We start from the raw sequence: 24,006 nt of genomic DNA on the forward strand, positions 1-24,006 counted from the left end.
CGTCGCTCCAGGGCACCCTGGGGTTTTCCAGGGAATCGTTGTGCTGTGTCATGTGGGCCTCTCAGGGCGAGTAGCGACGAGGGTGCGAGTACACCAGGCACGAAATCGTACCAGAGAGTTAGTGCCGCAGAGCACACCGCGGGCCGGGCAGGGGCCGGCGGACAACGGCGTCGCCCGCGCGGGACGGCGCACGACGCCGCGACCGGCGGCTATCCGGCCGCCCGACGGGAAGCACGCAACGCCAAACGGTAGGAACGGGCCGCGCGGACGGCGTCCACGATGAGGATCAGGATCGCGACCCAGACGATGCCGAACCCGATCCAGCGGCCGGTCGACATGTGCTCCCCGAGCAACAGGAACCCGACCAGGAACTGCATGATCGGGTTGAAGTACTGCACCATCCCGACATAGGACAGCGGCAGACGAGACGCGGCGCCGGCGAAGGTCAGCAAGGGCACCAGCGTGATCACGCCGGTGCCGACCAGCAACGCCGTCTTGAGGCCACCAATGTGACCGAAGGCCAACCCACCACCGATCACCTGAACCAAGACCTGCACGATGATCGCCGGGATGAACAGCCACGCCGTCTCGAAGGTGAGTCCGGTCAGCGAGTCGACGCGTCCACCCACGTTCTTCTTCACCAGGCCGTAGAGGGCGAAGGTGCCCGCGATGATCAACGAGATCCACGGGACCGAGCCGTACTCGACCGACAAGAAGATGATCGCGATCAGGCTCACGCCCACGGCCAGCCATTGCAGCTTGCGTAGCTTCTCGTGGAAGACCAGAACGCCCAAAACGATCGTCGCGACCGGGTTGATGAAGTACCCCAGGGAGGCCTCCAGGACGTGTCCGGTGGTGGTCGCGATGATGTACACCAACCAGTTGATCGACACGATTCCGCCGGCCAACCCCAGGGTCAGCACGACCCGACGATTGGTGAACGTCGCGAGGATCCGCTTCCAGGTGCGCGTCACCGTCACCAGGATCAGGCAGAGAACCAACGAGAAGATGATCCTCCAGCCCAGGATCTCGAAGGCACCGGTGGGCGTGATCGCCGCAAAGTAGAGCGGCAGGAAACCCCAGAGCCCATAGGAAATGAACGCGAGGATGAAGCCCGTTCTGAGCGATCCTCCCGGGCGGACAGCTCGCGTCGGTTCGTCCGGGGCAATGACCTCGGGCAGTGCGCCGGTGACGGCCGCGGGCTCGGACGCGGCGGAGGACGATGCGGCCCCCGCACCCTCCGCGCCTTCCGCGTGATCCCCCATGAACGAAGCGGATCCGGGGGTCTTGGTCATGCGACCGTCCTTCCTAACGTGTGGCGGAGCGCGCCGTCGAGCTCCGGGAATCGAAAAACGTATCCGGCATCGGTTAAGACGCGCGGCACCATGGCCGCCGAGCTCAACGCGAGCTCTTCCGTGGCCTGGCGGCCCAACAGAAGCCGGGGAGCCTGACGAGGCGTGGGCAGGCGGCTGGGCCGGTGCACGACCTCGCCCAGCGACCGGGCAAAGTCTCGCTGGCGCACGGGGTTCGGGGCCGCGGCGTTGACGGGTCCGGACAGTCGCGGAGATATCGCCGCAAGGGCATATATCTGGGCCATGTCGTCGACCGAAATCCACGGTTGCCACTGGTTCCCACCGCCCAGGGGGCCGCCGGCGCCGCCAAAATACAGGGGCAGTTGCGCCGCGAGGAGCCCACCGGCGGCGCTCAGGACCAGGCCGGTTCGCACGGTCACGACGCGCGTGCCAAACTCCTCCGCGCGCAACGCCGCCTTTTCCCACTCGAAGCACAGGCCGGCCAAGAAATCCTCACCGGGGGCCGAATCCTCGTCGACCTCGCCGGCGTCGTGGCCGTAGTAGCCGCTGGCGGATGCGTTGATCAGGGCGCCCGGGCCACCGCGGTCGGCCGCCTCGCGCATCGCCTCGACGATGGTCTCGGTCGCGTTGAGCCGCGACTCGAGCAGGGCCCTGCGGTGCTTCGCGGTGAAGGCCCCAAAAATCGGTTCTCCGGCGAGGTTGATGACCGCGTCGATGCCGATGAGCTTGGCCGGGTCGAGCCGGTGTTGCGTGGGATCCCAGGCGATCCGTCCCGCCCCGAGCTCTCCGCTGTATCCGGTACGGCGCTCCAAGCGAAAGACCTGATGGCCGGCCCCGCGCAGGAGGGCCGTCAGTTGCGTCCCCACCAGGCCCGACGAACCGGCCACCGCGATCTTCAAGGGCCCGGAGGGCGCCCCTGGAACCCGACGCAACGACGCGGCGAAATCCAGATCCGCGCGAGTTTGATCGGTCCGGTAGGCAAACACCCGGTCGAGCTCGGCCTCCAGGCGGTCCTCGCCCCGAAGGAAGCGGCCCCGCAGGGCCGAGGGCAGCTCATAGTCCACGGTGTCGGCGACCTCCGCGCCGTCGGTCCCGGCGTCGAGGAAGTCGTGGCGATGCTTCCAGGAGCGCAACGGCCCTCGAACCATGACGTCGGTGAAGCTCTCCCCCGGCCGGAAGTCCGTGTGCTCCGCCAGCCAGCGGGCCCCGGGCCGTACGGGAAGCGCGCCCGGCAGCAGGCCGTCCGCCCACTGCGGCCCCATACGCAGTTCGGTGCGGGAGCCCACCTCGAGCCCGTCGGACGGCCCGCTGATCACCCGCGTGGACCAGGGAGGGCTGAGCCGCACGACGGCGCCGGGTCGTGCGTACCAGCTCGCCACCTCGGACCGCGAGTGGTCCAGCAGGGCGCGGTGTCTGTACGTGGTCATAGATCCTCCCTGACCCTTTCCCACGGCGCGATCGGCCCGGGAACGGGGGTAAACAGCGGATGGGTGAGCAAGCGGTTATTGCGTAGATCCGATTCGAGTCGGTCCACGAGCCCGGGCGAACGCAGGCGCAGCTTGAAAATGAGCAGTTCGGCCTCGTAACGAAGCTGACCGTCGGGCACGGGCAGAAGCGGAAGCCCGGCGGTGCCCGCCTCGGTGCCGGACACGGAGGCCGGGTCCGGCATCAGCACGGGCTCGGCGTCGGGACCGGGCTGCATCGCCTCGGCTTCACCGGCCAGCAAGGGTCCGCGAACGATGCGCTCGGCGTCGAACCGGTAGCCCCTCTCGGTCGATTCCCGATGCACCCCGCGCAGGTAAGCGGCTATCGCGTCGAGGGGACGCTCCGTCTCCGAGAACCGCGTCAATTGAGGATGCCTTCGGTATCCCAGCGTGGCACCGGCCAAGACCTTTTGGGCGAGCAGCGCCTCGCGCCAGAGCGCCACGAGCCCCTTAGCGTCCAGGTAGGTCGGGTGCAAGGACCACAGTCTCACAGGCGTCCTCTCTTACTCCGTCAGATCCCGGATCGGCGTACCGAGTTGCGTGCTCCACACTACTCGTCCGCGCCACACCGGGCATCGCCTTGCCGCAGGTCAGGAGGCCGCCGGGACGCGGCCGCGGAACTCCTCCTCGATCATCTCGAGGGACTTGTCCTTGGTCTCGGGGACCTTGATCCGGACCCATGTCAGGGCGATGATCTGGAGGACCACGAAGATCCCGATGGTCGCGCCGAAGCCGATCGCCGCGGACAGCAACGGGAAGAACAGCGCGACCAGGAAATTCACGCTCCACTGAACGCCCGTGCTGACGCCCATCGCGATGCCGCGCACCGGCAGGGGGTAGATCTCGGACATGTACAACCAGGTCATGGTGCCGATCGCGCACTGCGAGATGCCCACGAAGATCACGATCGAGGCCAGGACGATCCAGCGCTTGGCGGCGACGTCGTTGTCGATGAGCATCGAGGAGAGCGCGAGGATGGACAGCATCACGATGGTCCCCGTGAGCCCGACGCTGAGCATCATTTTCCGTCGGACGTGCGGGACGATCGCGAGGGCCACGCCCACGCCGATCACCCCGGCCAGGCCGATCAGCAGATTCACGACGAAGGCCGTATTGCCCACGAAGCCCGCGTCGGTCAGGATCGTCACCCCGTAGTACTGCACCACGTTAATACCGGAGATCTGGTTGATGATCGCCATACCGATGCCGATGAACAGGATGCGGCGGATCCAGGTGGTACCGAAGATGTCCTTGAGGGTCCCGGAGGCCGCCTGCTCGTCGCGTTCGGCCATCGTGCGCACCTCATCCACCTCGGCCTGGGTGAAGGTGTGCTCGCGCACCTGTCGAAGCACCGAGAGCATCTCGTCGATGCGCCCGCCGCGGGCAAGCCAGCGCGGGGACTCGGGGACGGCGATCATGCCGGCCCACAAGACGATCGCGGGGATGATGCAGATTGCGAGCATCCACCGCCAGGTTCCGGCCTGATCGGAGCCGGCCACTCCCGCGATTCCCGCGTTGAAGCCGAAGGCCAGAAGCTGCCCCAGGACCACCATGAACTCGTTCTGCGAGATCACGCGCCCCCTGAGATGGGTCGGGGCGAGTTCGGCCAGGTACACCGGGACGGTCACCGAGGCGCCGCCGACCGCGAGGCCCAGGACGATGCGGAAGAGCGAGAGCACCCACCAGGTGGGCGACAGCACGGAGCCGACCGCGGCCACCGTGAAGAGCATCGCGACGATGAGAACGGTCCGGTGTCGGCCGTAGCGATCCGAGAACCGGCCACCGAAGATCGCGCCAAAGATCGCACCAAATTGGAGGGCCGAGGTCACGAAGCCCTCGTACTTGGTGGGCATGTCGAAGTCGACGGCCATCGAGGGCAACGCGCCGTTGATGACGCCCGTGTCGTAGCCGAAGAGGAGCCCCCCGATGGTCAGGACGAAGGCGGCGACCCTCATCTTCCCGGTCAGCTTGGTCTCCTGGATCGGTTGCGGCGTGGTTTCCGTAAAGTGATGCGGCAGCGGCTTGGGCGTGCGGGGCACGATGACGGCCCTCCTCTTCTGTGGTGCGAGATGTGTCACTACATACCTTCACAATGTAGTGGCCGAACCGCATCCTCGGGGCCCCATGTGACGCGCGCCCCTCGCGAGAACCCGGCGGCCGCGATTCTGGGTGCACCCGGGCCCGGGAACCACGCGGAGCATCCGCGCGCACCGATCCCTTAAATATTGACAGAGATTGACGACGTGGCTAATAGACGTTGTCACCCATTGACGGTTTTCGTATGCTGGAGGCACCGCTCAAGGAAGGATGGAACCATGGCCGCCACAACCCGGGAGGACATGCTCGAACTCTTCGACAAGTTCACCCACGAACTCGAAGATTCAGGGCAACTGGTCGCCGCCTCCACCGAAGACATCCGCCGCGTGGTCCACTCCGCCACCGAGGCCGCACGCACCAGCTTGCGACTCAGCCACCGCGTCGGAACTTTCTATACCACCGCCCGGGTTCGCGATCTGCTGGGCATCAGCCGCCAAGCACTCAACGCCCGCGTCGAGCGTGACTCCCTGCTCCGGGTCAGGACCGCGGACGGAACCTACCTGTTCCCCGCTTTCCAATTCACCGAGCCCCAGGGTCCGAGCGCGTTGTTCCGACGGATCATCAAGACCCTGCTGGGTGCGGGCATAGACCCGTGGACGGTGACCTATTGGCTGACCGCATCCTCTCCGGCTACCGGCCACAGTGCAACACCTCTGGAGATCATTGACTCCGGGACCACGACGGAACGGTCGCGGCTCATCGCGGAAGCCGACGATCAGGCCGCTCGGTGGCGGGATCACACGCGGTGAACCGTCACCTCAGCACCCTGAAACCACCAGGGGCCCCTGAGCTATACGTCGACTTCCCGGCCCGGAAGATCACGGCTGCCACGACGTGGTGGCGAGTCCACCGCTCTCACCACAGCCCGTGGTGGTTCTCGTCGACCCCTGGACGCTTCAACCTCCATGCCCCTCACGGGACACTCAATCTCGCCCAAAGCCCGTCCACGGCCGCCCGAGAAGCACTAGGCCCCCGATTGGTCGGATCCCGGGCCATACCGGCCGTCGACGTCGCGGACATGAGGGTCACCCCGCTGGCCCTCAATCCGGCGGTCGTCGCTGACCTCACGGCCCAAACCGCACCACAATTCGGAATCGTCCTGGCCGATATCACCGCGCCGATGCACGATGCCTATAAACTCACCCGAGCCTGGGCTGAAGCTTTCCGCCAAGCCGGTTTCGGCGGCTTGACGTCCAGATCCAGGTTCGCCGCAGGCTCTCACAATGCCTGCCTCTACCTGTTCGGTCCGGCCGGCGAACACCCCGTCGGGGACACTCCCGAGGCCGCGCGCGAGCTCACGAGAATCCTCACCGAAGAGCTGGGGCTGGCCGTGGACCCGCTACCCAAAGACCGTGACCTGAACATCGACCCCTGACCACGCGCCGAGGAGCGGCCTCTCGACACGTGGCGGGCGCCACATGTTACGGTTAACTCATATTGTCCTTACAAAGAGACAATCTCTCAGTAACCACCGTTGGAGAACCCCATGGCCACATCCCTCAACGTCACGATCGACCGATCATCCCCGGTCCCCCTGTATCACCAGCTTGTGCACGGCATCGAAACGGCGATCTCGGAAGGCGACCTCCCGCCCGGGACCATGCTCGACAACGAGCTGTCCCTGGCCAAGGATCTCCACCTGTCCCGTCCCACGGTGCGCAAGGCCATGGACGAGCTCGTGCGTTCCGGGTTGCTGGTGCGCAAGCGCGGCGTCGGGACCCAGGTGGTTGCCTCGGAGGTCCGCCGTTCGGTGGGGCTGACCTCGCTGTACGAGGACCTCAGCCAGGACCGGGCCCAACCCACCACCGAGGTGCTGGATTTCGAGCAGTCCCCCGCCCCCGAGGACGTCGCCGAGCGGCTCAAGGTCGCGCCCGGTACCACGGTCTATCACTTCCGACGAGTCCGCAGCCGCAACGGCACCCCGCTGGCGGTCATGGAGAACTGGGTCCCCCTGGACATCGCCGACCTGAGCCGCGAGGCCCTCGAAGAGCACGGGCTCTACACGATCCTGCGTCAGCAGGGCATCAACTTCCGGCTCGCCCAGCAGAAAATCGGCGCGGCCGTCGCGACGAACGATCAGGCCAAGCTGCTGCACACCACTCCCGGATCCGCCTTGGTCACGATGTCCCGCACCGCGACCGACGACGTCGGGCGCCGCGCCGAGACCGGTCGGCACGTCTACCGCGCCGATTCCTACTCTTTCGAAGTCACCCTCTCCGCCTAAGCGGAGCGGGCCGAACCCCGCAACCCCCGATACACGGCATCACGAAAGGACATGCGAACATGACGAATTGGGTATACCCCGCCGGAAGCGCCAGCGACGGTCCGTGGGATCTCTCCCTGGGCGCCTACGACTCCGCGACCACGGTCGACGGGTGGGAACACACCGGCCTGAAGACCGCGACGCTGTCCGACCGTCCGCTCACGCTGGACGCCGTGGCCGAAGAACGCATCATCATCCCGCTGTCCGGGGACGTGACCGCCGTGGTCGACGGCCAGACCTACCGCCTCTCGGGACGCGAGTCCGTCTTCGCCGGACCCACCGACGTGCTCTACACGGGGGTCGAGAAGGCGGTCGAGATCTCCGGCGACGCGGGAGTCCGGTTGGCCGTGGCCTCCGCCCCCGCCCGCGAGTCCTACCCGACCCGCCTGATCACCAAGCAGGAGGCGCCCCTCGAACTCCGCGGAGCGGGCAATTGCTCCCGCGAAGTCCGCAATTTCGGCACGCCCGCCGCGCTCGAGGCGGATCGGTTCATCGTCTGCGAGGTGCTCACCCCCGCCGGAAACTGGTCCTCCTACCCGCCGCATAAGCACGACGAAGAGAAGGAAGGCCAGGAAACCCGGCTCGAGGAGATCTACTACTTCGAAACGCGCGTCACGCCGGACGCCCCGGCCGAAGCCACCGACGCCATCGGGTACCAGCGTGTCTACGCCTCCGACGAGCGCCCGATCGACGTCAACACCGAGGTCCGCACGGGCGACGTCGTGCTGGTCCCCTACGGCTGGCACGGTCCGGCCATGGCCCCTCCCGGCTACGACATGTACTACCTCAATGTCATGGCCGGCCCGGGTCCCGTCCGGAGCTGGCTCATCAGCGACGACCCGCATCACGGGTGGGTTCGCCAGCAGTGGGACGCTCAGGAGATCGACGCGCGCCTGCCGTTTGGCCGCTGATCCTTGGCATTCTCCGAACTGAGCTGGCTCGCCTGGACGGGATTGGCGGTTGCTGCGGCCCTGGTGGGCTTCTCCAAAACGGCCCTGCCCGGGATCAACACGCTCTCGGTCGCCCTCTTCGCCGCGATCCTGCCCGCCAAGCCGTCCACCGGCGCGCTGTTGATTTTGCTGATGGTCGGGGACGCCTTCGCCCTGTGGACCTACCGCCGTAGCGCGCACTGGCCCACCCTCATCCGGATGATCCCGGCCGTTCTGGTGGGCCTGGCCGTCGGGGGCCTGTTTCTGGCCTTCGCCGGCGACGGCGTGGTGCGTCGCGTCATCGGCATCCTGTTGCTCATGCTCATGGGCCTGACCCTGTGGCAGCGCCGCCGGCGCGCCACCGCCCCCGGTCCCTCCGAACGACCTCACCACGAGCAGGCCTCGCGGTTCGCGACCGCGGGCTACGGGTCCCTCGGCGGGTTCACGACCATGGTCGCGAATGCCGGCGGGCCGGTCATGTCGATGTACTTCCTGGCCGCCCGGTTCCCGGTGCACGCATTTCTGGGGACGGCCGCCTGGTTCTTCGCGACGATGAACGTCATCAAGCTCCCGGTGTCCATCGGCCTGGGGCTCGTGACACCACCATCGCTGCTCGTGGACGCGGTGCTCGTCCCGGCCGTGGTCGCCGGCGCCTTCGCGGGCCGGTGGGCGGCCCGCCGCATCCGGCAGAGCGTCTTCGACGTCGCCGTGATCGTCGTGACGGTGCTCGGCGCCCTCTACCTGCTGATCTGACGCCCGGAAGCTCCGAGCGTCAGATCAGCGGTCAGGCGGCGGGGACAACCCTCAGGCGCCGAGGGCCGAGGTGATCGCGTCGCGGGTGAAATAGAGCAGGAATCCGGCGGAGACCACCCACATCAACCAGTGCACCTGGCGGCCCCGACCCGTGAGCACGTGGATCACGGCCCAGGAGATGAACCCGACGCCGATGCCGTTGGCGATCGAATAGGTCAGGGGCATCGAGACGATCGTCAGGAACACCGGCAAGGAAACGCGGAAGTCCTTCATCTCGATCTCCTGGATCTGCACGACCATCATGGAACCCACGACCACCAGCGCGGCGGCCCCGGCCTCCATGGGGATCACCTCGATCAACGGGGTGAAGAACATCGAGACCAGGAACAGCACCCCGGTCACGCACGCGGCCAGGCCGGTGCGGGCCCCCTCGGCGACGCCGGCGGCCGAGTCCACGAACACGGTGTTCGACGAGGCCGAAGCGCCACCGCCGGCGACGGCGCCGATGCCCTCGACGATGAACGCCTGCCGAATTCGGGGGAAGGTCCCGTCCGCCTTGGCGAGCCCGGCGTTCCCGGCGAGCCCCGTCATGGTTCCCATGGCGTCGAAGAAGTTGGTGAACAGCAAGGTGAACACCAGCATGATCACCGACAGCGCGCCGATCCGCTCGAAGGAACCGAAGAGGTCGAACGCGCCCACGAGCCCGAAGTCCGGCATGGCCACCACGTGGCTCGGAAGTTCGGGGGCACTCAGGTTCCATCCCTGGGGATCGGGGTTTTTGGGGTCGCCCACGGTCCCGAGGTGCGCGAAGGCCTGCACGATGATCGAGACCACGGTCGCGACGATCATGCCGATCAGGATTCCGCCGGGAACCCTGCGGGTCACGAGCACACCGATCAGCAACAGCGCGAAGATGAAGATCACGGTGGGCAACGCGGTGATCGAACCGCCCTGGCCCAGCTGGACCGGCGGACCATCCGGGGTCCTGGTGACGAATCCCGAGTTCACGAATCCGATGAACGCGATGAACAAGCCGATGCCCACGGTGATGGCCGTTTTGAGTTGGGCCGGCACCGCGTGGAAGATCGCGGTTCGGATGCCGGTGGCCCCGAGAAACACGATGATGATGCCGTTGATGATGACCAGCCCCATCGCTTCGGGCCAGGAAACGTCCTGCACCACCGACACCGCGAGGAAGCTGTTCATCCCCAGGCCGGCGGCCAGCGCAAACGGAAGGCGGGCGACGACGCCGAAGAGCACCGTCACGCCTCCGGCCACGAGCCCCGTCACGGCGGTCAGCTGGGCGAAGTTAAGACTATTCCCATCGACGTCTTGGGCCGCGCCGAGGATCAGCGGGTTCAGGACCACGATGTAGGCCATGGCCACGAACGCGACGAGCCCACCGCGGAGTTCTTGTTTGATCGTGGAGCCGCGGGAGGTGATCTCGAAGAAGCGGTCCAGCGCGGAGCGACGCCTCGTCGGCCGCTCTTCGTCGGTCATCTGGTCTACAGCCATGGTGTGCCTCTGTTTCCCTGCCATTTCTGGAACCGAAATGGAGATTGTTGTGGGGACTGGCGGGTGTGAAGGGGATTCCTCGATGCCTTTCCTCAGGCGGAAAACACCGTTCGTCGCGGGCGGGGCAACCGGAGGCTGCCGGACCCGGGGAGCATCATCTCGATTTCGATCCGGCAACGTAGACGCTGTGCACCGTTCGATCGTCACCGAGCATCATCATCGCGAACAGCAGTTCGGAGGTGGTCTGGGCGTGGGCCGCGCGTCGCCGGAGCACCGCGTTGGTCTCAGGGTCCAGGACCACCAGATCCGCGTCCTTGCCCGGTTCCAGGCTCCCGACGGAGGAGTCGGTGCCCAGCGCCTCGGCGCCGTCCAGGGTCGCCAACCGCAACGCCTCGAAGGAGTCGAGCGGCCCGCCGACGGAACGGCTGACCTTATAGGCCTCGTTGAGCGAGGCCAGGGGCGACAGGCTGGTGCCTGCGCCGACGTCGGATCCGAGACCGATCCGCAGCCCGGGGGTCTGCCCGTTCTTCTTGAGGGTAAAGAGTCCAGAGCCGAGGAACAGATTGGAGGTCGGGCAGTGCGCCAGGGAGGCGCGGGCCGAGCCCAAGCGCCGGAGCTCATCCTCCGAAACATGGGTCGCGTGGCCGAAGACCGCCCGCCGTCGGACCAGGCCGAATCGTTCGTAGACGGCCGTGTAGTCCGATTCGTCCGGGAACAGCTCCTTGACCCACGCGCACTCGGAGGGGTTCTCGGAAAGGTGCGTCTGGATGACCGCCTCCGGGTGCTCCTGGGCCAGCTGTCCCAGCAGCTCAAGCTGGCGCGTCGAGGAGGTGGGGGCAAACCGCGGGGTGATCGCGTATTCGAGGCGATCGACGCCGTGCCACTCCTCCAGCAGCTCCCGGCTCTGTTCGTAGGCCTGCTCCGGGGTATCGAGCAGGTACTCCGGCGCGTTGCGGTCCATGCAGACCTTGCCCGTCATGATCCGAAGTTTCTTGGCGCGAGCGGATCGGAAAAGCGCCCGCACCGACTCCGGGTGGACGGTCGCGTAGACGCACGCCGAGGTGACGCCGTGGGCGATCAGCTGATTGGTGAAGAAGTCGGCCATCGAGGCGCAGTGTTCGGGGTCGGCGAATTCCGCCTCCGCGGGGAAGGTGAAGTTCGTGAGCCATTCCAGCAACTGCAAACCCGGCGAGGCGATCATGTTCATCTGGGAATAGTGTGCGTGGCAGTCGACGAATCCCGGCACGATCAACCGGTCACCGTAGGATTCCACGGATGCGGAAGGATGCTCGGAGACCATGTCGCGGGCCTCGCCCACGGCAAGGATTTGTCCGTCGCGCACCACGACCGCGCCGCGCTCGAGGTCGAGGGTCTCCCGCGAATCCCCGCCCAGAGGCGTAACCACGTGTCCGGTGATGATCCGGGTCATCGAGGTGACGGTGTCCGAGGCGCGGGGCTGCCGTCGTTCTAGGGTATTGAGCATCGCTGATTCTCCGTTCGTCTGGCGTCCAGGCCGTGAGGCCGACGCGGGATGCGAATCCGCCACGAGGGGCTCGCCGATACCGTGGTCAGGGATCTGCCGGTTCATCGTGCGGCCCTCACTCTCGTGGTCGTGCGGGTTCGACGGGACGATCGCTCGGGGATCTTGTCGCTGCTCATCGCGTGCGAACCTTCCGGCGGTGGGGTGAGAGGTGATCTCATGCCCTCTCCGCTCCATGTGTGGTGCGAGGGATAATTCCGCAATGCGGTAATGCAAATCCGCATTGTGGACCCCAGTGTAACCTGACTCACTCAGATCTTGACAAGCCCCGCGGGAAAAGATCTGCCCGTGCCTCACCGCACGCGGCATGCTCGGGGGAAATCCGTCGACGCGACACCAATAAGCGCCATCGTGACCGCGAGCACCTCGGAGGAGAATCACCATCATCGCCCACTGATCAGCTCACAAGAAATCCACATCACATCATGACTTTCCGGGCCCTACCGCGGCAGATCAAGGGTGAACGCACGTCGCGCACCTCGATATCGCCCCTGGCTTTCACGATGCGGATAATCGATTCCACGATAAGTGTTAGCATCGTGCTCAATACAAAATTTTGGAAGGATTTACTCGGCACACCTCACCGTGTGATGGAGCACCTCCGGCGAAGAATGGCGAAATCCACCTGGGGTCAGATCCTGCGGGCGTCGTTCTCGGAAATCTCACGACGACTCGATCAAGGAGGACGTGATGGGGTCATTTCACATCACCGTCAATGGTCAGTCACGGGAGGGCGCCGCTCCTCCCGTGCACCTCAATCTGCTGGACTGGCTCCGAGACGCGGGCCTGACCGGGGCCAAGGAAGGCTGTGCCGAGGGCGAGTGCGGCGCGTGCGCCATCATGATCGCCCGCCCCGATGCCGCCGGCGGATCCCGCTGGACCTCGATCAACGCGTGCCTCACCCCCGCCCTCGCCTGCAACGGCCAAGAGATCGTGACCTCCGAGGGCCTCGGGACGAGCCCCGGGCCCGGGTCCGTCGAGGACCTCCACCCGGTTCAGCAGGAAATGGCGTACCGCGGTGGCTCCCAGTGCGGCTTCTGCACGCCCGGTTTCGTGTGCTCGATGGCCGCCGAGTATTACCGCCCCGAGCGCACGCCGGTCTCGGCCGCGGAGGTCGGCGAGGAAACCGGCCCCAACGGCTTCGATCTGCACGCCCTCAGCGGCAATCTCTGCCGCTGCACGGGATACCGGCCCATCAAGGACGCCGCTTATGCCCTCGGTTCGCCCCAGGGCGACGACCCCCTCTTCGAGCGCCAGTCCGTCGCGGCCCCTCGGGCGTGCCCCACCGAGGTGCGCGGAGAGTCCTCGGCGTTCATCCGCCCCAGCAGCCTCGCGGAACTCGCGCAGCGCTACGCCGAGCAGCCTGACGCCGTACTCCTGGCCGGGGGCACGGACGTCGGCGTCGAGACGAACATTCGGCACACCCGGCCCGAGACGGTGCTGGCCGTCGACCACCTCGACGACCTGCGAACCTTCCGCTTCGAGGAAGACCACGCGGAACTCGGCGCGGCCATGACGCTGTCCGAACTCGAACGGCGCCTGGACGGCCGCATCCCCCTCCTGGGCCAGCTCTTTCCGCAATTCGCCTCGCGGCTGATCCGCAACAGTGCGACCTTCGGCGGCAACCTGGGCACCGGCTCCCCCATCGGCGACTCCGCCCCGGTGCTCTTGGCCCTCGACGCGTCCTTGGTGCTGTACTCCACGGCGGGCGAGCGCACGGTCCCGATTTCGGAGTACTTCACGGGTTACCGCCAGACGGTGCGCCGCCCGGGTGAGCTGATTCGGGCCGTCCGCATTCCGATGCCCCTCGCCTCAACGACGGCCTTTTATAAGGTCGCCAAGCGACGGTTCGACGACATCTCGTCGGTCTCCACGGCCTTTGCCATGCACATCGACGACGGCCGGGTCTCCTCGATCCGCATTGGGATGGGCGGCGTCGCCGCCACTCCAATCCGGGCCCTCGCCGCGGAGCAAACGTTGCTCGGCCGCCCCTGGACGGAAGAGACCGCCCGAGAGGCCTCCGCCGCGATGACCGCCGAAAGCACCCCGATGGACGACCACCGGGCCAGTTCGCGCTACCGCTCGGCGATGCTCGAGCAGTCCATGATGCGCTTCTTCGCCCAGTACCGTCCCTCCGAATTTGCAGGAGTGATCTCATGACCGCCTTGATCCATGATCCCGCCAGTCAGGATCCGGCCGGCGTCGGAACGCGCGTCGCCCACGAGTCCGCGGCTCAGCACGTCACCGGCGAGGCCCTGTACACCCACGACCTCGCGACCCGCGACAAGGCCTCGTTGCACGCGTGGCCGGTGCAGTCTCCCCACGCGCACGCCCGCATCACCGACATGCGCCTCGGCGCCGCGTGGGAGGTCCCCGGCGTGGTGGACATCTTGACCGCGGATGCCGTCCCCGGACTCAACGACGCCGGGGTCAAGCACGACGAGCCGTTGTTCCCCTCCGAAGCCATGTTCTTCGGCCATGCGGTGTGCTGGGTGATCGGCGAATCCACGGAGGCGGCCCGCATCGGCGCCGAGGCCGTGGAGGTCGACTACGAGCCGCTCTCCTCGATCGTGACCCTCACGGAGGCGATCGAGGCGCAGAGCTTCCAGGGCCCGCAACACCTCATGGAACGCGGGGACTCCGCGCCCGCACTGGAAGGCTCCGCGCACCGATACCGCGGGAGCTTCGAGTTCGGCGGTCAGGAGCACTTCTACCTCGAGACCCATGCTTCCTTCGCCCGGGTGGACGAGGGCGGCCAAGTCATGGTGAATTCCTCGACGCAGCACCCGACCGAGACCCAAGAGATCGTCGCCCACGTCCTGGGGTTGTCGAGCCACGAGGTCACGGTGCAGTCTCTGCGCATGGGCGGCGCGTTCGGCGGCAAGGAAATGCAACCGCACGGTCTTGCCGCGGTCGCCGCTTTGGCCGCGGTGCGCACCGGGCGGCCGGTCAGCCTGCGCCTGACGCGGACCCAGGACATCACGATGACCGGAAAACGCCACCCCTTCCACGCCGAGTGGGAGGTCGGGTTCGACGAGTCCGGCAAGCTCACCGCCTTGGAGGCCACGCTGACGAGCGACGGCGGCTGGTCGATGGACCTCTCGGAGCCGGTGCTCTCCCGGGCGATGTGCCACATCGACAACGCCTACATGATCCCCAACGTCACGGTTCACGGGCGAATCGCCCAGACGAATAAGACCTCCCAGACGGCCTTCCGTGGATTCGGCGGGCCGCAGGGCATGCTGGTTCTGGAAAATATACTGGGCCGATGCGCTCCCCTGCTCGGCATCGACGCGGGCGAGCTGCGACGCCGCAACTTCTACCAGCCGGGCGACACGACCCCGTACGGGCAGCCGGTTCGTCACGCCGAGCGGATGCCCGACATCTGGTCGACGCTCGCGGAGCGGGCCGAGGTCGTGCGCCGCAAGGCAGAGATCGCCGAGTTCAACGCCGGGCACACGCACACCAAACGTTCCCTGGCGATGACCCCGGTCAAGTTCGGCATCTCCTTCAACTTCGCGGCCTTCAACCAGGCCGGGGCGCTGGTGCACGTCTACAAGGACGGCTCGATCCTGATCAATCACGGCGGAACCGAGATGGGGCAGGGCCTGCACACCAAGATGCGGCAGGTCGCGGCGACCACGCTCGGTGTTCGGCTCGATCGGGTGCGCCTGGCCCCGACCCGCACGGATAAGGTGCCGAACACCTCCGCGACCGCGGCGAGTTCGGGCGCCGACCTCAACGGCGGTGCGGTCAAGAACGCCTGCGAGCAAATTCGCGAGCGTCTCGCCCAAGTCGCGGCCGGAACCTTCGGGGCCAACCCGCACGACGTCCGGTTCGACGGCGACGGCGTCGCCGCTCTCGGCAAAGACCCGGTCCCCTTCGAGCAGGTCGTCTCGGATGCCTATATGCAGAGGGTCCAGCTCTTCGCCGCCGGTTACTACCGCACCGAGGGAATCCACTGGGACTCCTCGACCATGCACGGTTCCCCGTTCAAGTACTTCGCGTACGGCGCCGCGGCGACCGAGGTCGAGGTCGACGCGTTCACGGGGGCGTACCGGGTCTTGCGCACGGACATCGTCCACGACGTCGGAGACTCCCTCTCCCCGCTCGTGGACGTCGGCCAGATCGAGGGCGGCTTTGTGCAAGGTACCGGATGGCTGACCCTCGAAGAATTGCGCTGGGACACCTCCGACGGGGAGCGACGCGGTCGGCTCGCCACGCAGGCGGCGAGCACGTATAAGTTGCCCAGCTTCTCCGAGCTGCCCGGCGAGTTCAACGTGCACCTGTACGAACGTGCCACCGAGAGCGGCGTCGTCTACGGGTCCAAGGCCGTCGGCGAGCCCCCACTGATGCTCGCGATGAGCGTCCGGGAGGCGCTGAGGACCGCGGTCGAGGCCTTCGGTCCGGAAGGCGTTGAGGTCGACCTCGGCTGCCCGTCGACCCCCGAGGCCGTGTACTGGGCCATCCAGGAGGCCGAGCGTTCCTGGGAGGCCGACGACGCCGGACCCCAGCGCGCGGCGGCCACGGCCACCCCAGTGCCGGCCGCCGACGCCGCGGAACGCCCCACGCGAAAAGCCGAGTCGGTCTGATGCAGTGGTTGACGGGGCTCCAGCGGTTGCACGATCAGGGCGCCGCTGGAGTCCTGGTGACGCTGACCTCCGTGCGGGGCCACTCGCCTCGCGGTGCCGGTGCCAAGATGGTCGTCACGGCCGAGGACGCGTGGGACACGATCGGCGGCGGCAACCTCGAGGCGACCCTGACGGATCGGGCCCGGCAGATGATCGCCGATCGCGTGACCGATCCCGTGGTCGAGGAGGTCTCGCTCAACGAGCACGCCGCGACCCGCTACGGTCAGCAGTGCTGTGGCGGGAAGGTGACGGTTCTGCTCGAACCGATCGCCGCCCCGCCGGTCGTGGCGATCTTCGGCGCCGGGCACGTGGGATTGGAGATCGTGCGCTCGCTCTCCCGGCTGCCCGTTGCCCTCCACCTCGTGGACAGCCGACCGGGGGCCACGGCGGACGCCCGCGCCGTCGGCGAGCTGGACGGCGCGGCCACCCTGCGCGTGATTCACGCCCCGGCCCCGGAGGCCGCGCTCAACGACCTGCCGGCCGGCAGCCACGTGCTGATCATGTCCCATGATCATTCCGAGGACCTCATCATGTGCGATACGGCCCTGCGGCGCGACGATCTGGGGATGGTGGGTCTGATCGGGTCCTCCGCCAAGTGGGCGCGTTTTCGCAAGAAGCTCGGCGACCTCGGCCACGACCAGGTCGCCATCGACCGGATCTCGTGCCCCATCGGGATACCCGGCATCACGGGCAAGTCCCCGGCGGTCATCGCGATCAGCGTCGCGGCGGCGCTGGTGGAAGAGCTCGACGTGGCCTGACGCCGCACCGACCGGCGGGTCCCGCCCCGGCGGGCCCACGAAGACCCACCGGGCGATCGCGCGGCCGGGTCAGCGCGCCGAGCCCGCCTGGGCGCTGGTGCCCGGGACCGGGGAGACCCGTTCCCAGCCCCGGCTTTCCGCCGAGGCTTCGGCCGCCGAGACCACGCGATTCGCCAAGAGGCCGTCGCGGATACTGGCGTGTTGGGAATCCTCACCGAGGTAGGCCATCAGGAACTTCTTCGCCTCGATGGTCTTGAGGTCGTCGTATCCCATGGGTGTTCCTGCGCCCGGTTGGAACACCGAGAAGTCTCCGAAGTCCGCGCCGGCCATGATGGTCGTGTATCCCACGTGCGACGAGGTGTTCAGGGCCAGCTGCAATTCGTTCATGCGGCCGAAGTCCCACCGCAGGGACCCTTCCGTGCCGTAGACCTCCAGGCCGTATTCGGCGCGCGGACCGTTGGCCACGCGGGAGGCCTCGAGCGAGCCGATGATGGGCGAGCCCGCGGCGTCGGCGGGCTGCTCGTAGCGAACCAGCATCGCGGCGTAGTCCTCGTTCTCCACGGGTTTCATCTCGCCGTCCTCGACGATCGCGAAGTGGGTTCCGCTGCCCATCGGCATCTCGGGCCGTTCCGTATACACCGTGGAGGTCGCCGCCGTGACCTCGCCGATGGGGCCGACCACATAGTGCGTCAGATCGATCAGGTGGCCCATCAGGTCCCCCAAGACCCCCGAGCCGGCCAGGTCCCGGCGGAATCTCCAGGACAGGGCGCCGCGCGGGTCCGCGGAATAGTCCGCGAAGAACGCGCCGCGAACGTTGGTGATGCGCCCGAGCTTGCCCTCGGCGACGAGCTTGCGGGCATATTCGACCGCCGGAGCGTTGCGGTAGTTGAACCCGATGGCGCTGATCACACCGGCTTTCTCGGCGGCGTCGGCGATGGTCTGCGTTTCTTCCGCCGACCGACCGGCCGGCTTTTCCAACCAAAACGCCTTGCCAGCGGCGGCGGCGTCGCGGGCGATCTGGGCGTGCAGGAAATTCGGGGCACAGATCGAGACGACGTCGACCTCGGGATTGCTCAAGACCTCGTGGTAGTCGGTGGTCCCCGTTTCGAAGCCCAGGACGTTGACGGCGTACTCCACGCGATCCTCCGCGGTATCCGCGGCGGCGACCAGGCGGGGCTTGATGCCCAGCTCGGGATAGAAGACCGGGAGATTCGCGTAGGCGCGGGAATGCACCTTGTCCATCCACCCGACGCTGATGAGTCCCACACCGATGGTGCGCTGATCTGCCATGATTTCTCCTCGTTGAGACGCTGCGACCGCCAGTTTTGGACCGGTCCATTTTCCTGAAACACTATGGTTCAGCTTGTTTTAATGTCAAGACTTAATGGGCCTTCGTGGCAGGTCGGAGGAATTGGTTCGGCCTCGCCCCGGCACCACGCGCTCGTTCAGGACGCCCGGCCCGACCCTTGCGTGGAATGGCGCACCGCCAAGGCGGGGGCCACGGTCGCGTCCGCGGGCCGGTGGCCGGGTTGCTCCATCATGGCCGCGACCACCGCGGCCGCGCGCCGGCCGATGTGGTCGTTCATCGGATCCACGGACGTCAGGCCGATGCGCCGCATCGCCGCGATGGAGGTGTTGTCGAAACCGGTCAGGGCGACGTCGCCCGGTACATCCAGCCCGAGGGCGTCCGCCGCCGAGAGGGCGCCCAGCGCGACCAGGTCGCTCATGGCGACCACGGCCGTGGGCCGATCCCGGACCCCGAGCAGCCTCGTCGCGGCCTCGCGTCCCTCGGCCTCGGTGAATCCGGCCTGTTCGACGCGCGCCTCGCCCCCTGATTCGTCCATGCAGCGCAGATAGGCCGCCCATCGATCCCGGGCCACGGCGCCGCCCGCACCGCCGATGAAACCGATCCGCCGGTGGCCCAGCCCGCGAAGGTGATCCACGGCCAGGCGGATGCCGGCGTCGTCGTCGACCCGAACGGTGGGGGTGGTCGCGCCGTCGTCGACCGCGGAGCTCGCGCACACCACCGGCATGCCAGGGGGCAGAGATTTCTCGTCCACGGCGGTCCCCACGATCACGAGACCGCGGGGCCGAAGGTCCCGGAACATGTCCAGGATGCGTTCGTCGATGGTCCCGTAGTCCTCGCCTCGGTAGCGATCCACGACGTCCGTGGCGCCTGCCACGAGCCCGTAGTGCCCTTGCCGATGCAACGCGGACCTCACGGACTCTGCGATATCCGTCAGGACCGGGTTCTTGAGGTCCGCGACCAGGATTCCCACAAACGGGGAACCCTCCGCCGCCAGATACCGAGCCAGGAGATTCGGGCGGTACCCCAACCGCTGGGCGGCATCCATGATGCGGTCCCGGCGTTCGGGGCTCACCCGCGAACCGTCCTGAAAGGCCAGGGAGACCAGCGACTTCGACACCCCGGCGAGCGCCGCGACGTCACGGATCGTCGGCCGCGAAGACCCTTCGGGAGATTTCTTCATGGTTCACATCGTGGCACAGGCCCGCGCCGAACCGCCCTACAGGCGCCCGGTGCGCATGAATTCGTCAAGCCGGGCGGCATGCACCTCGACATCGAAACCGGCCTGGGCCAGCCACTGGCTGTCGTAGTACTTGTCCAGGTAGCGGTCGCCGCCGTCGCAGATCAGGGACACGACGCTGCCGCGCTCCCCGGCCGCGACCATGTCCGAGACGATCTTCAGGGCGGCCCACAGCCCGGTGCCCGTGGACCCGCCGGCCTTCCGGCCGATGAGCCGTTCGAGCAGGCGGATGGCCGCGACGCTCGCGGCGTCGGGAACGTGCATCATCCGGTCGATGCTCGCGGGCATGAAGCTGGCCTCCATGCGCTGGCGGCCGATGCCTTCGATGCGAGAGCCGGTGTCGGTGGTCGAGTCCGGGTTCTCGTCGCGCCACCCGGCAAAGAATGCCGAGTTATCCGGGTCGGCCACGCAGATGCCGGTCGAGCGTCCCGTGTACCGGACGTATCGCGCGAGCGTGGCCGAGGTTCCGCCGGTTCCGGCGGTCGCGACGATCCAGGCGGGCTCCGGGTGCTTTTCGAGCCGGAGCTGCTGGAAGATCGACTCGGCGATGTTGTTGTTGCCGCGCCAGTCGGTGGCCCGCTCGGCGTAGGTGAACTGGTCCATGTAGTGGCCGTCGGCCTCGCGGGCCAGCTGCGCGGCGACGGCGTAGACCTGGTCCGGGCTGTCGACGAAGTGGCACCGGCCACCGTAGGACTCGATGAGCTCGACCTTGCGGGAGCTCGTGGTCTTGGACATCACGGCGATGAACGGGACGCCGATCAGTCGGGAGAAGTACGCCTCGGACACCGCGGTGGAACCGCTGGAGGCCTCGACCACCGGCTTTCCCGGACGGATCCATCCATTGCACAGGGCATGGAGAAACAGGGACCTGGCCAGGCGATGCTTGAGCGATCCGGTCGGGTGGCTGGACTCGTCCTTGAGGTAAAGATCCACGCCCCATTCCGTCGGGAGGGGCACCCGGATCATGTGGGTGTCGGCCGAACGCTGGGCGTCGGCCTGCACGGCCTTGATCGCCTCGGACAACCAGCGACGGGTCTCGGCGTCGTAGCGGTTGATGTCGTCTTCGACGGGATGTGCACCGGAATTCTGGGGGATCATGACAGTCCTTCCTGCGAGCGCGCGTGCAACTCGTTGAGATAGTTGTAAATCGTGAATCGGGTGACCTGAAGCGAATTGGCGACCTCTTCGACGGCCTCTTTGACCTGAAAGACGCCGCGGCGATCGAGCTCGGCGACGACCTCGACCTTGTGGGCCTTCTTCATGAGATGCACCGGGACGCCCGCGGCCTCGATCACCTCGGTCACGAGGTGCGTGGTGAGCTCGTTGACCGTGTGCGGGAATGCCTCGCGGGGTGGGCGCGCCTCGGCGTGAGGCTCGGACGACGCACCGTCGATGCCCGTATCGAGCAGGGACCGCAACAGGCCCTGCGCCTGCTCGAGGTTGGTGATGTCGATGTTCAGGCACAGCGCGGCGACGGCCTCGTCGGTGCGGGGATTGCGGATGATGATCGTGCTGGACCGGCCCGAGCGCCCTCCGGGAAGCTCGGTCCGGTACCCGATGGCGTGCTCGGCGGCGCCGTCCACGACGTGCCGTAGCAGCAGGTCGGTCGGCGGCGCCCCCACGGAACGCCCGGTCACCCCGCCGGCGATCGCGTAGACGGAGTTCTCGAGGTTGGTGAGGTCGTGGACCACGACCTCACACCCCTTCCCCAAGGCCTGGGCGAGGGGGCCACTGATGCCCGCCAGAAGATCCAGGATCTCGCGATTCTGCCCGCTCTCGACGTCGCTCACGGCCGTCCTTTCTCCCAGTCAACGTGTAATTTCAACACTTGGTTGAATTCTTACACAGATTTTTGATGAGAGCATGTTGTCTTCGTCACCACGCTACGCGCCCTCGACCGTCGCGAGGCCGCGCACTGCTCCTGGACAACCCGCCGGCCTGCGGTACCACGCGGGCCGGCTTGCCCCGGAAGCACGCAGCAGCCGGCCTGTCGAGGTACCAGGGGCTTTCGACGGGGGGACTAAGCCACCAGCTGTCCCGCCCCGGTTCCCACCGCGATCACCACGACGAAGGCCCCGAAGCAGCGACGCAATACGGTTTCCCCGATACGCCCCGAGAGGGCGGCTCCGCCGAGCGAACCCAGGATCGCCATCGCGATCATGGCCAGCACCGCGGGCCAGTCGAGCCGCACGCTCATGAGATGCCCGATGAGTCCCGAGGCCGACTGCAGGGTGATGATCAACAGCGAGGTTCCCACAGCCAGGCCCATGGGCAGACCGGCCACCAAAGCCAGGGCGGGGACGATCAGGAAGCCTCCACCGGCCCCCACAAGCCCGGAGACGAATCCGATCACGATCCCCAGAAGCGCGATGAACCACCACCGCGCCCGCTGGGTCGCGTCGCCTCGGTCGGGACGGGGCCGGAGCATCGCTATCCCCGCGATCAGCATGACGAGGCTGAACGCGATCATCAGCGCACGGGCGGGAATCAGGTTGGCCAACATGCCACCGGCGAAGGAGCCCGCCATCGCGCTCACGCCGAATCCCAACCCGATCCCCCAGAGGACACGACCGTGACGCGCGTGCATCATCGTGCTGACCAAGGAGGTCCCCCCGACCACGACGAGCGATGCGGCCACAGCCATGCCGGCGTTCCACCCGGCGACGTACACCAGGATGGGCACCAAGAGGATCGCGCCGCCACCGCCCAACAGCCCGATGGTCAGCCCGACAACCGCCGTCAAGACGACGGACAGCAGGAGCCCGGCCGTCACCGCCCGCTCGCGCTCTCTGCCCGCAACGCCTCCCAGGCGTTGTAACTTCCCTCGAGTTCGACCACGCGGTATCCGGCATCTCGCAGGGCGTTGGCCGCCACGGAATTGCGCAGACCGCTCTGGCAGAAACTGACGATCGTGCCGTCGGTCGGCAATTCGTCGCGGTGCCACAGAACGCGCCCGGCATTGAGCTGATGAGCACCCGGGATCGTTCCCGCGGCGAATTCCGAGGCGCTACGCACATCCAGGAGCAGGTCGTGGTCAAAGCCCGAGAGGTCCTCGGCACGCACCGTCTCGGGCTTCCAGATCGGCAGCCCCTCCCCATCGGTGACGTAGCCGACGACGCGATCCACCCCCACGCGGACCAGGTGGTCCGCCATGACCTGCGCCTCCTCCGGGCCCGGAACCATGACGACGATGTCCCGCGAGTCGGCGGCGGGATCGATGGACCACGCGGCGTGAACCGCGGGACTCGGAGAGAGCGGGATATTCAACGCTCCACGCACGGTTCCCTCGTGCACCTGATCGACCGACCGGGTGTCCACGAGGACTAACTCGCCCTGACCGAGACCGCGGCGAACGGCCCCAGCGTCGTACTCGACGGGTGCCGGCCGATCGCCCAGGATCGCCGGACCGTCGCGGTTCTCCCGCTTCATCCGGGAAAAGTACGCGTGGGCGTCGGGCTGACCGTCGAGGAGTTCGTCGATGAAACCCTGCTCGTCGTCGTTCTTCAGATACTCGCCCCACCACGCGAAACGACGTTCGTAGCCGACGGTCGAGGAAGGGACAGAGCCGAGGGCCTTGCCGCACGGGCTTCCGGCGCCGTGCGCGGGAAAGACCTGCACGTAATCCGGCAGGGTCACGAATTTCTCCCGCAGGCTTCGGAATAGCTGCCCCGCCCCGAGGTAGCGAGTGTTCTGGCCTCCCGCAACCTCGTCGAGGAGATCGGGCCGCCCCAGGTCGCCGGCGAAGACGAAGTCGCCGGTGAACATGTACCCCGGTTCCGAGGCGAAGGCCCCGTCGGTGAGCAGAAAGCTCAGGTGCTCGGGCGTGTGCCCCGGGGTGTGAATGGCCGTGAGCGTGAGGTTGCCGATCCGCACGACGTCGCCGTCGCGCAGCCGGGTCCCCTCAAAACCGTAGGTCCAGTCTTCTCCGCCTTCTCCCGAAAGGTAGGTCTCCGCACCGGTTGCCCGGGCGAGTTCGCGGGTCCCGGAAAGATAGTCCGCGTGGATGTGGGTCTCGGTGACGGCCACGATCCTCATGCCGTTGGCCGCCGCAAGGTCCCGATAGACCCGGACGTCGCGGCGAGGGTCGATGACCAGCGCGGTGCCGGACGCTTGGCAACCGACAAAGTAGCTGGCCTGAGAGAGATCGTGATCGTAAATGCGTTCCAGAAGCATAAGT

Annotated in this window: 20 protein-coding genes; 8 read left to right on the top strand and 12 right to left on the bottom strand. The window is 67.1% G+C overall.

Annotated features, from left to right (window positions below):
* Positions 1-209: 209 nt before the first annotated feature.
* The 4 genes from rarD to CURSPS6_RS08685 form a co-directional block, all read right to left on the bottom strand.
* Positions 210-1,295: an EamA family transporter RarD gene (rarD, locus tag CURSPS6_RS08670; RefSeq protein ID WP_235503709.1), complete on the bottom strand. Its 1,086-nt coding sequence runs from the start codon at positions 1,293-1,295 to the stop codon at positions 210-212.
* Positions 1,292-2,740 carry a TIGR01777 family oxidoreductase gene (locus CURSPS6_RS08675; RefSeq protein ID WP_030015581.1) on the bottom strand — a complete coding sequence of 483 codons (1,449 nt, stop codon included), beginning with the start codon at positions 2,738-2,740 and terminating at the stop codon, positions 1,292-1,294. The genes rarD and CURSPS6_RS08675 overlap by 4 nt, the downstream gene beginning before the upstream one ends.
* Positions 2,737-3,288, bottom strand: a complete 552-nt coding sequence (locus CURSPS6_RS08680; protein ID WP_030015582.1) for a pyrimidine dimer DNA glycosylase/endonuclease V — start codon at positions 3,286-3,288, stop codon at positions 2,737-2,739. The genes CURSPS6_RS08675 and CURSPS6_RS08680 overlap by 4 nt, the downstream gene beginning before the upstream one ends.
* A 99-nt stretch (positions 3,289-3,387) precedes the next feature.
* Positions 3,388-4,836 (bottom strand): sugar porter family MFS transporter, encoded by a 1,449-nt coding sequence (locus CURSPS6_RS08685; protein WP_235503710.1) that lies wholly within the window; start codon positions 4,834-4,836, stop codon positions 3,388-3,390.
* 276 nt (positions 4,837-5,112) lie between these two features.
* Here CURSPS6_RS08685 and CURSPS6_RS08690 point away from each other — a divergent pair, with 276 nt between their 5' ends.
* The 5 genes from CURSPS6_RS08690 to CURSPS6_RS08710 all read left to right on the top strand — a co-directional run bounded on the left by CURSPS6_RS08690 (position 5,113) and on the right by CURSPS6_RS08710 (position 8,839).
* Positions 5,113-5,643 carry a hypothetical protein gene (locus CURSPS6_RS08690; RefSeq protein ID WP_030015585.1) on the top strand — a complete coding sequence of 177 codons (531 nt, stop codon included), beginning with the start codon at positions 5,113-5,115 and terminating at the stop codon, positions 5,641-5,643.
* The gene (locus tag CURSPS6_RS12365; protein WP_160319784.1) at positions 5,640-6,269 is read left to right on the top strand and encodes an RES family NAD+ phosphorylase; all 630 of its coding nucleotides are present in this window, start codon (positions 5,640-5,642) and stop codon (positions 6,267-6,269) included. Before CURSPS6_RS08690 ends, CURSPS6_RS12365 begins: the two co-directional genes overlap by 4 nt.
* Positions 6,270-6,380: 111 nt before the next feature.
* Complete coding sequence (locus CURSPS6_RS08700) at positions 6,381-7,118, top strand: GntR family transcriptional regulator (protein WP_030015587.1); 738 nt, start codon at positions 6,381-6,383, stop codon at positions 7,116-7,118.
* A 59-nt stretch (positions 7,119-7,177) separates the two neighbouring features.
* The gene (gene iolB / locus CURSPS6_RS08705) at positions 7,178-8,068 is read left to right on the top strand and encodes a 5-deoxy-glucuronate isomerase (RefSeq protein WP_030015589.1); all 891 of its coding nucleotides are present in this window, start codon (positions 7,178-7,180) and stop codon (positions 8,066-8,068) included.
* A 3-nt stretch (positions 8,069-8,071) separates the two neighbouring features.
* Entirely contained in the window at positions 8,072-8,839 is a 768-nt protein-coding gene (locus CURSPS6_RS08710; RefSeq protein WP_035810358.1) for a sulfite exporter TauE/SafE family protein, read from the top strand.
* 51 nt (positions 8,840-8,890) lie between these two features.
* Here the strand turns inward: CURSPS6_RS08710 and CURSPS6_RS08715 are convergent, their stop codons facing one another.
* Together CURSPS6_RS08715 and guaD are read right to left on the bottom strand one after the other, a co-directional pair.
* Positions 8,891-10,354, bottom strand: a complete 1,464-nt coding sequence (locus CURSPS6_RS08715; RefSeq protein WP_030015592.1) for an NCS2 family permease — start codon at positions 10,352-10,354, stop codon at positions 8,891-8,893.
* 154 nt (positions 10,355-10,508) lie between these two features.
* The gene (gene guaD / locus CURSPS6_RS08720) at positions 10,509-11,837 is read right to left on the bottom strand and encodes a guanine deaminase (protein WP_200910880.1); all 1,329 of its coding nucleotides are present in this window, start codon (positions 11,835-11,837) and stop codon (positions 10,509-10,511) included.
* 747 nt (positions 11,838-12,584) lie between these two features.
* On the opposite strand from guaD, the gene CURSPS6_RS08730 reads away from it, so the two are divergent.
* The 3 genes from CURSPS6_RS08730 to xdhC are packed head-to-tail and all read left to right on the top strand — an operon-like array spanning position 12,585 to position 17,283.
* Positions 12,585-14,054, top strand: coding sequence for a xanthine dehydrogenase small subunit (locus tag CURSPS6_RS08730; RefSeq protein ID WP_030015594.1), 1,470 nt, complete (start codon positions 12,585-12,587; stop codon positions 14,052-14,054).
* A complete protein-coding gene (xdhB, locus tag CURSPS6_RS08735; protein WP_082470267.1) occupies positions 14,051-16,486 on the top strand; it encodes a xanthine dehydrogenase molybdopterin binding subunit in 2,436 nt (811 codons plus the stop codon). Before CURSPS6_RS08730 ends, xdhB begins: the two co-directional genes overlap by 4 nt.
* The gene (xdhC, locus tag CURSPS6_RS08740; protein WP_030015596.1) at positions 16,486-17,283 is read left to right on the top strand and encodes a xanthine dehydrogenase accessory protein XdhC; all 798 of its coding nucleotides are present in this window, start codon (positions 16,486-16,488) and stop codon (positions 17,281-17,283) included. The genes xdhB and xdhC overlap by 1 nt, the downstream gene beginning before the upstream one ends.
* Positions 17,284-17,352: 69 nt before the next feature.
* Here xdhC and CURSPS6_RS08745 read toward each other — a convergent pair whose 3' ends face one another.
* The 6 genes from CURSPS6_RS08745 to CURSPS6_RS08770 form a co-directional block, all read right to left on the bottom strand.
* Complete coding sequence (locus CURSPS6_RS08745; protein ID WP_030015597.1) at positions 17,353-18,573, bottom strand: Gfo/Idh/MocA family protein; 1,221 nt, start codon at positions 18,571-18,573, stop codon at positions 17,353-17,355.
* Between the two features lie 155 nt (positions 18,574-18,728).
* Positions 18,729-19,772, bottom strand: coding sequence for a LacI family DNA-binding transcriptional regulator (locus CURSPS6_RS08750; RefSeq protein WP_030015599.1), 1,044 nt, complete (start codon positions 19,770-19,772; stop codon positions 18,729-18,731).
* 36 nt (positions 19,773-19,808) lie between these two features.
* Complete coding sequence (locus CURSPS6_RS08755) at positions 19,809-20,927, bottom strand: PLP-dependent cysteine synthase family protein (RefSeq protein ID WP_030015600.1); 1,119 nt, start codon at positions 20,925-20,927, stop codon at positions 19,809-19,811.
* Positions 20,924-21,619 carry a helix-turn-helix transcriptional regulator gene (locus tag CURSPS6_RS08760; RefSeq protein WP_051687772.1) on the bottom strand — a complete coding sequence of 232 codons (696 nt, stop codon included), beginning with the start codon at positions 21,617-21,619 and terminating at the stop codon, positions 20,924-20,926. The genes CURSPS6_RS08755 and CURSPS6_RS08760 overlap by 4 nt, the downstream gene beginning before the upstream one ends.
* Before the next feature lie 230 nt (positions 21,620-21,849).
* Entirely contained in the window at positions 21,850-22,602 is a 753-nt protein-coding gene (locus CURSPS6_RS08765) for a sulfite exporter TauE/SafE family protein (protein WP_030015603.1), read from the bottom strand.
* On the bottom strand, positions 22,599-24,002 hold the full coding sequence (locus tag CURSPS6_RS08770) for an MBL fold metallo-hydrolase (protein ID WP_030015604.1): 1,404 nt from the start codon (positions 24,000-24,002) through the stop codon (positions 22,599-22,601). Before CURSPS6_RS08770 ends, CURSPS6_RS08765 begins: the two co-directional genes overlap by 4 nt.
* Positions 24,003-24,006: the final 4 nt, after the last annotated feature.

Origin of the sequence: Curtobacterium sp. S6 (assembly GCF_000710345.2) — a bacterium.
Taxonomy (GTDB): Bacteria; Actinomycetota; Actinomycetes; order Actinomycetales; family Micrococcaceae; genus Rothia.